This is a genomic window from Algoriphagus aestuariicola (assembly GCF_017254835.1).
GTDB classification, from domain to species: domain Bacteria; phylum Bacteroidota; class Bacteroidia; order Cytophagales; family Cyclobacteriaceae; genus Algoriphagus; species Algoriphagus aestuariicola.
This window is the reverse complement of sequence record NZ_JAFKCW010000001.1, coordinates 1,097,672-1,104,963: the sequence shown is the minus strand read 5'-3', so window position 1 is coordinate 1,104,963 and position 7,292 is coordinate 1,097,672. Positions and strand designations below refer to the sequence as shown.

Annotated in this window: 8 protein-coding genes; 4 read left to right on the top strand and 4 right to left on the bottom strand. The window is 46.1% G+C overall.

The features are described from left to right. Nucleotides 1–300: 300 nt before the first annotated feature. From J0A67_RS04740 to J0A67_RS04730, 3 genes are all read right to left on the bottom strand, one after another. Nucleotides 301–1,035, bottom strand: coding sequence for a LytR/AlgR family response regulator transcription factor (locus J0A67_RS04740; protein ID WP_206568113.1), 735 nt, complete (start codon nucleotides 1,033–1,035; stop codon nucleotides 301–303). A gap of 197 nt (nucleotides 1,036–1,232) precedes the next feature. Continuing rightward, the gene (locus J0A67_RS04735) at nucleotides 1,233–2,360 is read right to left on the bottom strand and encodes a histidine kinase (protein ID WP_206568112.1); all 1,128 of its coding nucleotides are present in this window, start codon (nucleotides 2,358–2,360) and stop codon (nucleotides 1,233–1,235) included. A gap of 330 nt (nucleotides 2,361–2,690) precedes the next feature. Then, nucleotides 2,691–2,900 (bottom strand): hypothetical protein, encoded by a 210-nt coding sequence (locus J0A67_RS04730; RefSeq protein WP_206568648.1) that lies wholly within the window; start codon nucleotides 2,898–2,900, stop codon nucleotides 2,691–2,693. An 809-nt stretch (nucleotides 2,901–3,709) separates the two neighbouring features. Here J0A67_RS04730 and J0A67_RS04725 point away from each other — a divergent pair. From J0A67_RS04725 to J0A67_RS04710, 4 genes are all read left to right on the top strand, one after another. Beyond that, entirely contained in the window at nucleotides 3,710–4,129 is a 420-nt protein-coding gene (locus J0A67_RS04725; protein ID WP_206568111.1) for a MauE/DoxX family redox-associated membrane protein, read from the top strand. Between the two features lie 282 nt (nucleotides 4,130–4,411). Continuing rightward, the gene (locus tag J0A67_RS04720) at nucleotides 4,412–4,585 is read left to right on the top strand and encodes a hypothetical protein (RefSeq protein ID WP_206568110.1); all 174 of its coding nucleotides are present in this window, start codon (nucleotides 4,412–4,414) and stop codon (nucleotides 4,583–4,585) included. Between the two features lie 347 nt (nucleotides 4,586–4,932). Further along, entirely contained in the window at nucleotides 4,933–5,208 is a 276-nt protein-coding gene (locus J0A67_RS04715; protein WP_206568109.1) for a hypothetical protein, read from the top strand. 345 nt (nucleotides 5,209–5,553) lie between these two features. After that, on the top strand, nucleotides 5,554–5,826 hold the full coding sequence (locus tag J0A67_RS04710) for a hypothetical protein (RefSeq protein WP_206568108.1): 273 nt from the start codon (nucleotides 5,554–5,556) through the stop codon (nucleotides 5,824–5,826). A 44-nt stretch (nucleotides 5,827–5,870) separates the two neighbouring features. Here the strand turns inward: J0A67_RS04710 and J0A67_RS04705 are convergent, their stop codons facing one another. After that, complete coding sequence (locus J0A67_RS04705; protein ID WP_206568107.1) at nucleotides 5,871–7,193, bottom strand: RagB/SusD family nutrient uptake outer membrane protein; 1,323 nt, start codon at nucleotides 7,191–7,193, stop codon at nucleotides 5,871–5,873. Nucleotides 7,194–7,292: the final 99 nt, after the last annotated feature.

The window sequence follows — 7,292 nt, the reverse complement described above, 5'->3', positions numbered from 1 at the left end:
GCAATATGTCTGATATGGCAAGGGACCACAACGAAGGTCGGATTGCAAATTGGTTGCGGCGGGGAATTCCATCTCCGTTTCGCTGGCAGGTAGGTTCCGTTTCCAAACTGGCTATCTGCGCCAGCGAGTGGGGCAGTCGGCAGTGTTCAGTGTGCAGTAAGCCGTGTTCAGTGTGCAGTAAGCAGTGGGGCATGCGTGGCTCGCTTATCTTGGGGTTGAAACCCCAGGCTACTTATAGGTCGCTCCGATGGAGCTTTTTAGGATTAATATCCGGAGCGAGTGGATCCATCATTTGAAGGCTCAATCCAGTGAGTTTTTTTTGAGGAATTCAAAGAATGATTGGTGATAGTCCTCCCCTATTGGGATTTTAATCCCTTTTTCCAGAAGACAGTGATTTGGATATACCGATTTGATTTTAAGGTAGTTAACCGCAAATGAGCGGTGGATTTTACACAGAAAAGGGCGATTGAATGTTTCCAAAGTCTGATATAAAGGACTTGGGATCCGAAGAATTTCATCGGACTCCATGTAAACAAAAGACACTTTCCTTTTTTGTTCTATGTATTTTATGTCAAGCGTATTGACGGAAACGAGACTAGGTTCACCAATGACTTTCACGAAAACGACATTGTCATTAAATGAAAAATCCTTTTTATAGCAGGTGCCTTCGAGCATTTTTTTGGCTTTATCCAAACCATAGGAAACTTCATAGTCGTTGGCAATTTTTAGTATGAAATAAACGACGTTATATCTGAAGCTTGGAACTCCGTATTTAGAATAGGCAGAGCAGGCGATTATCGGTATATTTTTATTTTCTATTCGTTTGGCTATTTCCAGTCCGCCAAACCCTTTCATTTCCATATCCAAAAACAGGATATCTATTTTGTGTTTTTCGATGTTATCCAACGCTTGGAATGGATCTCCTATTGAAAATGAAATTTCATATCCAGGGATAAAGGAAAGGATCCCAGCCAGAATCTCCCGGCTAGAATCTTCATCATCGATGATTCCGAGTTTATATATTTTATCCGACATATTGAGCTGGGTTAGGTCAAACCCGCCAAATGCAAGAGCATTCCTGTTCCGAGCCAATCCGCTGCGGCGGACGGGACAGGCTACTAGGGATCCTAAAGCATAAAACGGGTTAAAGAATTGATCAATAAGGTCAACCAAAAATACCTGGAGACCCTCTTATATGATCCTGATACACCAAACAAAAAGCACAAATCTCCCTATACACTGGCATGGTTTTGACCGTAATGAATTTGAAGGAAAAGGTTGAATTCAGCTTCGGATTTAGCAGTAAAAAGCTGAAATCGATCTTGGAAATAGTAATTGAGAATCCGCCGTACAGTTTTGACTCCGAATCCGGATGGTCTCACTGGGTCGGCCCTATTCAAATCATTTGAAATGGAAATGGCAAAAGAATAGCCCTTGTATTCAGCCGGAAACATATCCATGGAAATCAAACATGGATGTAGGGAATTTAGGCAATTGCCATGTTTGAAGACATTTTCCACCAGAGTCATCAAGATCCATTTCGGGAGCTGAAATTCACCCGGATCTATGCCTCTTAGATTGATGGAAAATTTGAGGTTAAGTTTTTCTTTGAAGCGAAACTGTTGGCTTTCAAGATAACTTTTGACCACGCGGATTTCCTGACCAAGGGAATTGGGATGATTTGGGTCCTTGTAACTGTAAGACAGGACTTCAGTAAACTTGGAAAGTTTATGGGCTAGGTCAGGGGAAACATTTTTCACCTCAATCAAGAATGTGCTAATCCAATTGAGAACAAAATGCTGGCTTAGCTGAGATGATTTGTGCTCGGTCTCCAGTCTAAGGTGTTCGACTTCCATTTTCTTATGAAGCTCCTGTCTTTTTCCGTCTATATAAAAGAACCAAATGACTATAATGTAGACAGAAAAATGAAAAAACCGGGTCGCCTCATTCCCGAAAAAAGCTCTAATAGAAGGCACATCAACAAGCCCTGGCATCAGGATGAAATACTTTGCCAGCATATATACAACCAGGATTAGTATAAGCTGAACAAATTCCAGAAGCCACTTTTTTTTGAGAAAAACCCGAGGCAGGAAATGAAAAAACAGGAATTGGCTAATTGCAACCCCACCGGCGAAATTGACCAAGATTGCAGGAAAAGAAGCCAAGGGGATTGCTCCTATAAGTCTGATGATCAAATCAACACCTGTAATAACTATCCAGATCAACCAAATGACCAGGCTGGGTCTATTTTTCATCAGCGTAAAGATGCGCTCTGTACCCTCATTCAGCTGAACTATACCCTCAGGAAGGGTTTCTGTACCCTCAATTTGATTTTCAAGGTGATTAAAAATAGTTTTCATACATACCAAATCAAGGATCTATGCTAACACAGAAGGAAAGAAACGATTGCATGGAAGCAATCAAGAGATTTAGAATCAAGAAGTTGAACAAGGAAAGGACTCATGGAAAAAAACTGATGACCAGCATTACCAGTGAGTGTCCTACAACAACAATTACGAGTATCCAGTAAGGCTAATCGAGCATCTTGAATGTGCAAAAAGGGGATGCTTAGGAGCCTGGTATTTACTTCTTAACTCTTAGCCGAACAAAGGCCATACAATCCGGATCGTCATTCCGGCGGAGATAACCTCCAAATCAAAGGATCTGTCAAATTCAAAGGCAGGTCCTTTTCATTTTCGGGGTTTATAGAAGATCACTTCTTCTATTTCAGTGACTGTGATATGATGAAAATCGGCGAATTCCTGAATGGTAATCAGGTGATGCTTTTTCTTTCCCACACTCTCTTTCACTTGCTTTAAAATTTTATAAGCATAAGATCTACTTCTGCCAGTGAAAATCATGATATCCTGAGCATAGATTGTTTTTCTATTGTTCAGCATTGGATTACAAACGATACTTTCTAGGCGAGTCAAAAAAAATGATCACCCACCAATTACAGGCCTGATTATGTACAGCTTTGGAGCTCCAAACGACTCAATATAAATAAGTTGTATTAATGAAAAAATAATTTGACTATTTTCTTTTAGTGAGTAGGATATAAAATTAGGAGGTTGAGAGTAGGCAGTAGGCAGATGAAAAACTAGAAGGATGGAGCCTGAAGGGTGAAGTGTGAAGTATGAAGGATGAAGTGTGAAGTATGAAGTATGAAATTTGAAGTTTGAAGTATGAAGTATGAAATCTGAGATGATAAAAATATCGAATAACCAAGGCCGAATGATGAATGGAGAAGTTTCCTCTAAATTTAGATAGGATGAGCGCCAAAGTTGCGGCTTATGCTAGCCTAAGGCTAAGCCTTGGTATAGTTGAGATTGAAAATCACGAAAAAAAATTGGACCGGATATCAAATCCTCTCCAGGAGTTATTTTCTCACAAAGACGGAAAGGCGTAACGGTTTTTGACAGTTTGAGCCCTTGATATTTTTTTGTGAGATGTGAAATGTCCTGCCTTTAGCAAGCAGACGTATGAGTTGATGCAAATAGCCGACCGTCGCTGTTTAATCGGATTACTGATCCTATGATTCAAGATTGGGATTTCAAATCGTCTAGAGGATCAGCGAAATGAAGCACTGGGAAATAGAGGATCCGTACCTTTATTTGGGGTGTTTATACCTTGAGAAGGGGTTTATATAGCTAAGAATTGTTTTAATCCTCACTGTGCCGTGAAATTTGAATAACTAATTCGCGGAGCTATGAAGGGATGGGATACCGTATTGAGTTCAGTTTTAACACTTGTTTTTGGATATACCGGACTGGACAAACTGATCCGCTTTAGGGACAGTCGAAATGCCTTTCACAACCAGACCTTCCCGCCCGACCTTGCCGAAGTGCTGAGCTACTTAGTTCCTGGAGTCGAGTTGCTGATTGCCCTGCTCCTGCTCTTTTCAGCCACCAGATGGTGGGGGTTTCTCTCAAGCATCCTCCTCCTTACCATCTTCACTACCTATGTGGGGCTGATCTGGGCAGGAGCTTTTCCGAGGGTGCCGTGTAACTGTGCCGGGGTGTTGGAGAGTCTCGGATGGGCGGAGCATTTCTGGATGAATCTGGGATTGATTGGTATTTCGGTTTACGGAGTATGGATGGAAGGCAGAAAGATGAAGTATGAAAGCTGAAATGATAGTTGGCAGTCGCAGTGGTCAGGGGTAAGTAGTAATTAGTGAGTGGTGAGTTGTTGGGAAATAGTCCGGCCTCGATAAAATCGTGTGAGAAGCAGGACAGCGGGAAGCAGTTCGACTCCCTACGGGGTCGGGATTTAGTTTCCTTGGGAATTGCCACGGGTTTCACCCGCGGTTATTTAGAAGTTTGACCCCTTCGGGGTCTGGTGAAGCAGGACAACTGGAAGCAGCTCCGTAGGAGCGGAATCTTTGTAGCCCCGCCACGGCGGGCGGGCAGGGGTGCAGCGCAGCGGAACCCTTGGCATCAGACAAACCCAATCCATTGCCTCCGGCGCAGGAAACATGGTGACAGCAGAAGAAAAAATGCTGGAGGACGGAGCGGTGACGCCAAATGGTCCGATGGTCCGTGGGGACCCGCCTAGCGGCGAGGCAGGCACTGACCACGCGATGTAAAAAAAGCCCAAGAGGGCTTCTTGGGCTTGAGGTGATAGGGCTTTAAGGGAGATTCTCAACTTCTCATATAGAAATATAACTAATAGCCGACAGAACATCAATAGATCCTTAGTGAAAATGTCAAAAAAATGGAGCAGTGAGGTGGGATCACTGCTCCGCAGTCAAAACCTTGCAAGTACCGACTGCAAAAAATGACATTGGGAACTTCATCCCTCGAAACGACCCGAGCTCGAGACGGACCGGTGCTGATAAATTCCCTGTAGGGCGATGCCGAAAACCCTTATTAGAGTAGGCGGTGGATGAAACGGTTTGTCCCTTTTTGATGGGTTAAAAAAGGGTCAATGATTATGAACAAATTATTGAATAAAATGCCCCTGCTGGCCTTTATGCTGGCGGCATTTGCAGCGCTGGCGTTTTCACCAAAAGATTCTGCAATGAATTACTATGCAGAATCCGGTGGTCAATGGTACGCCCTTTCCGGAATTCCTCCCGGACCAGTTACTTACACCTGCGACGATCACGAAGACTCAGTGTGTCTCTATGATGGCGTCAACGGCAACCCGATCAATCATGGGGAAGACAAAATCTTCGTAATCAGGGGAACTCTTCCCCCTGCCGATTGAGTGGGTTTTAAATTGTGAGGCCCTAATCTCCCGCGGGCTTCTATTGGGAAAAGATACAAGATCGGCCTCATGTTGGCCTTTGTCATTCCCAAGATGGAAAAGAACAAAATTGCACCGTCCCTTTCTAATGCAGGGAGTTGAAAGGCCTGCTAACTCTCGGCGGTGCAGGGAGCGGAACCGGCTCCCTGACTGGGGTACCCCGGACGGTTCAGCCTCTGGCGCAAAGTCCTTGGAGGGATTCCCTACTAGGGATGACTTCCACGGAAGGGACTCCCGCGCCGGAGGTCCTGAGTACCGCCTGTTTTATGTTTCACCGAGGGACAACCCTCACAAACAAATGAAATCATGAATGCAATAACCAAGAGATTACCGCTGCTGGCCTTTGTGCTGGCAGCGTTTGCGGCGGCGGCATTTTCACCCAAGGATTCAGCAATGAATGTCTATGGTGAATCCGCCGGACAGTGGTATAACGTCACCGGGATCACTCCCGGCCCGACGACCTATACCTGTGATGAAGAAGAGGACGTCGAATGTCTGCACGACGTCAACGGCAATCCCATCAATCCTGGGGAAGACAGGGAATTCGTGAAAAGAGGCCCTCTCCCTCCCGCCAATTGATTGGATCTTGAACAATCGGGCCCGGGTCGCTCCCGGGCTTTTTTTTAGTGTAGCCCCTCCAGACCAAATTCCAAGTCAGGCAAGGCCAATGTAAACTGCCCCATGTCCTGCAGGAGGTAGCCTGTCCCTCCTATTTCCCTTGCCAAAGGCAGGGTCAATTCCCCGTTCGCTGCCAGCCGCTTCATGTCCGACCAGCGGGTACCGCGGAACACCAATTCCTTCCTTCTCTCCTCCAAAGCAGATTCCAAATCAATTTCTCCCTGCTCCTCCAGCCACAGGTCCCGATCCGAATAGCGCATCACCGCCAATGCCTTCAGCAGCGCAGTCCCATTCTGTGTATCGCCCAGACGAAAAGCGGATTCCGCTCCGTTCAGAAAAACTTCTGACAGGCTAATTCCGGAAAACAGATTGTAATCGCCCAGGTAGGACCCTTTGAACAAAGGCAGCCCCTCCGCATCGAGAGTAAAAAACAGGTTTTTCCTCAGATCATTGTCCCCATACAGGCTGTAAAGCACAGGATTGATGTAGGTAGCGGAGCTGGCGGTGACGGAAAAGCTACTGGTCACTCCATAATACAGCGTTTCCTCGTTGAAAAGCGCAAAGGGATAGGGCGCATCAGAATCAAGCTTACTGTAGTCCATCAATGCCCGGCCTGATTCGATCACTTCATTGGCAGCTTCCAAGGCCTGGCCATAGTTGCCCCTGTACAGGTACAGGCTGGAAAGCAGGGCTTTCGCCGTAATCTTTTCCGGACGGTTTGGATATGCGGCATTTTTCGGCAGCAGCCCATAGGCATCTTCCAGATCCTTCTCCGCGATTGCCAACAGTTCGGAAACATCAAGCCATTTTCCCGGATCGTCCATATCCGCGGTAAACTTGAAGGGGATCCTGATGTCCCCACTTGCGGTGTTGGCTGGATGGGGAAGAAAGAGCTGCCCGAGCTGGTACATGGCCATTGCCCGGACAAACAGGGCCTCTCCCATCAGCTCCCCCGCTTCGCCCTCCGCGGACATGTCCTTCAAGGCTTCCAGGGAGACGTTGGCATAGAAAATCTTCTTGTGCAAGAGTACGTAATCCGTGGACCGCTCGTCGGGGTTGAACACTTCTTCCTGCCAGAGGTAGGCATTTTGCTGCCAAGGGCTCAGGGTCTCCCAGTTTGCCGAGCTGGTCTCCCAGTCATCGGCAAGCACGAAACTGACCAAGGCATTGGCATTGAGGGAAGTGTAATAGTCCAACAGTGCACGGATGTCTTTGGTCGTGCTGGGTACCAGAATGGATTTCTCGGGCTTTTCTTCCAAAAAACCGTCGCAGGAAATAGTGACGAAAAGGATCATCAGGGAAAGGATGAATTGGTTTGGATTTTTCATGTTTATGCCGTTTTGAAAAGGGGTGGCGGGTAGCACCCGCCGGGAGGATATTTGGGTTTATCAACTAACCTTATGAAGAAAGCACCTCCTTTTACCCCG

What these genes read in the sequence shown, in the direction of transcription:
- J0A67_RS04715 (WP_206568109.1), top strand. Translation starts at nt 4,933, where the DNA reads ATGAACAAATTATTGAATAAAATGCCCCTGCTGGCCTTTATGCTGGCG.
- J0A67_RS04725 (WP_206568111.1), top strand. Translation starts at nt 3,710, where the DNA reads ATGAAGGGATGGGATACCGTATTGAGTTCAGTTTTAACACTTGTTTTT.
- J0A67_RS04705 (WP_206568107.1), bottom strand. Translation starts at nt 7,193, where the DNA reads ATGAAAAATCCAAACCAATTCATCCTTTCCCTGATGATCCTTTTCGTC.
- J0A67_RS04730 (WP_206568648.1), bottom strand. Translation starts at nt 2,900, where the DNA reads ATGCTGAACAATAGAAAAACAATCTATGCTCAGGATATCATGATTTTC.
- J0A67_RS04710 (WP_206568108.1), top strand. Translation starts at nt 5,554, where the DNA reads ATGAATGCAATAACCAAGAGATTACCGCTGCTGGCCTTTGTGCTGGCA.
- J0A67_RS04735 (WP_206568112.1), bottom strand. Translation starts at nt 2,360, where the DNA reads ATGAAAACTATTTTTAATCACCTTGAAAATCAAATTGAGGGTACAGAA.
- J0A67_RS04740 (WP_206568113.1), bottom strand. Translation starts at nt 1,035, where the DNA reads ATGTCGGATAAAATATATAAACTCGGAATCATCGATGATGAAGATTCT.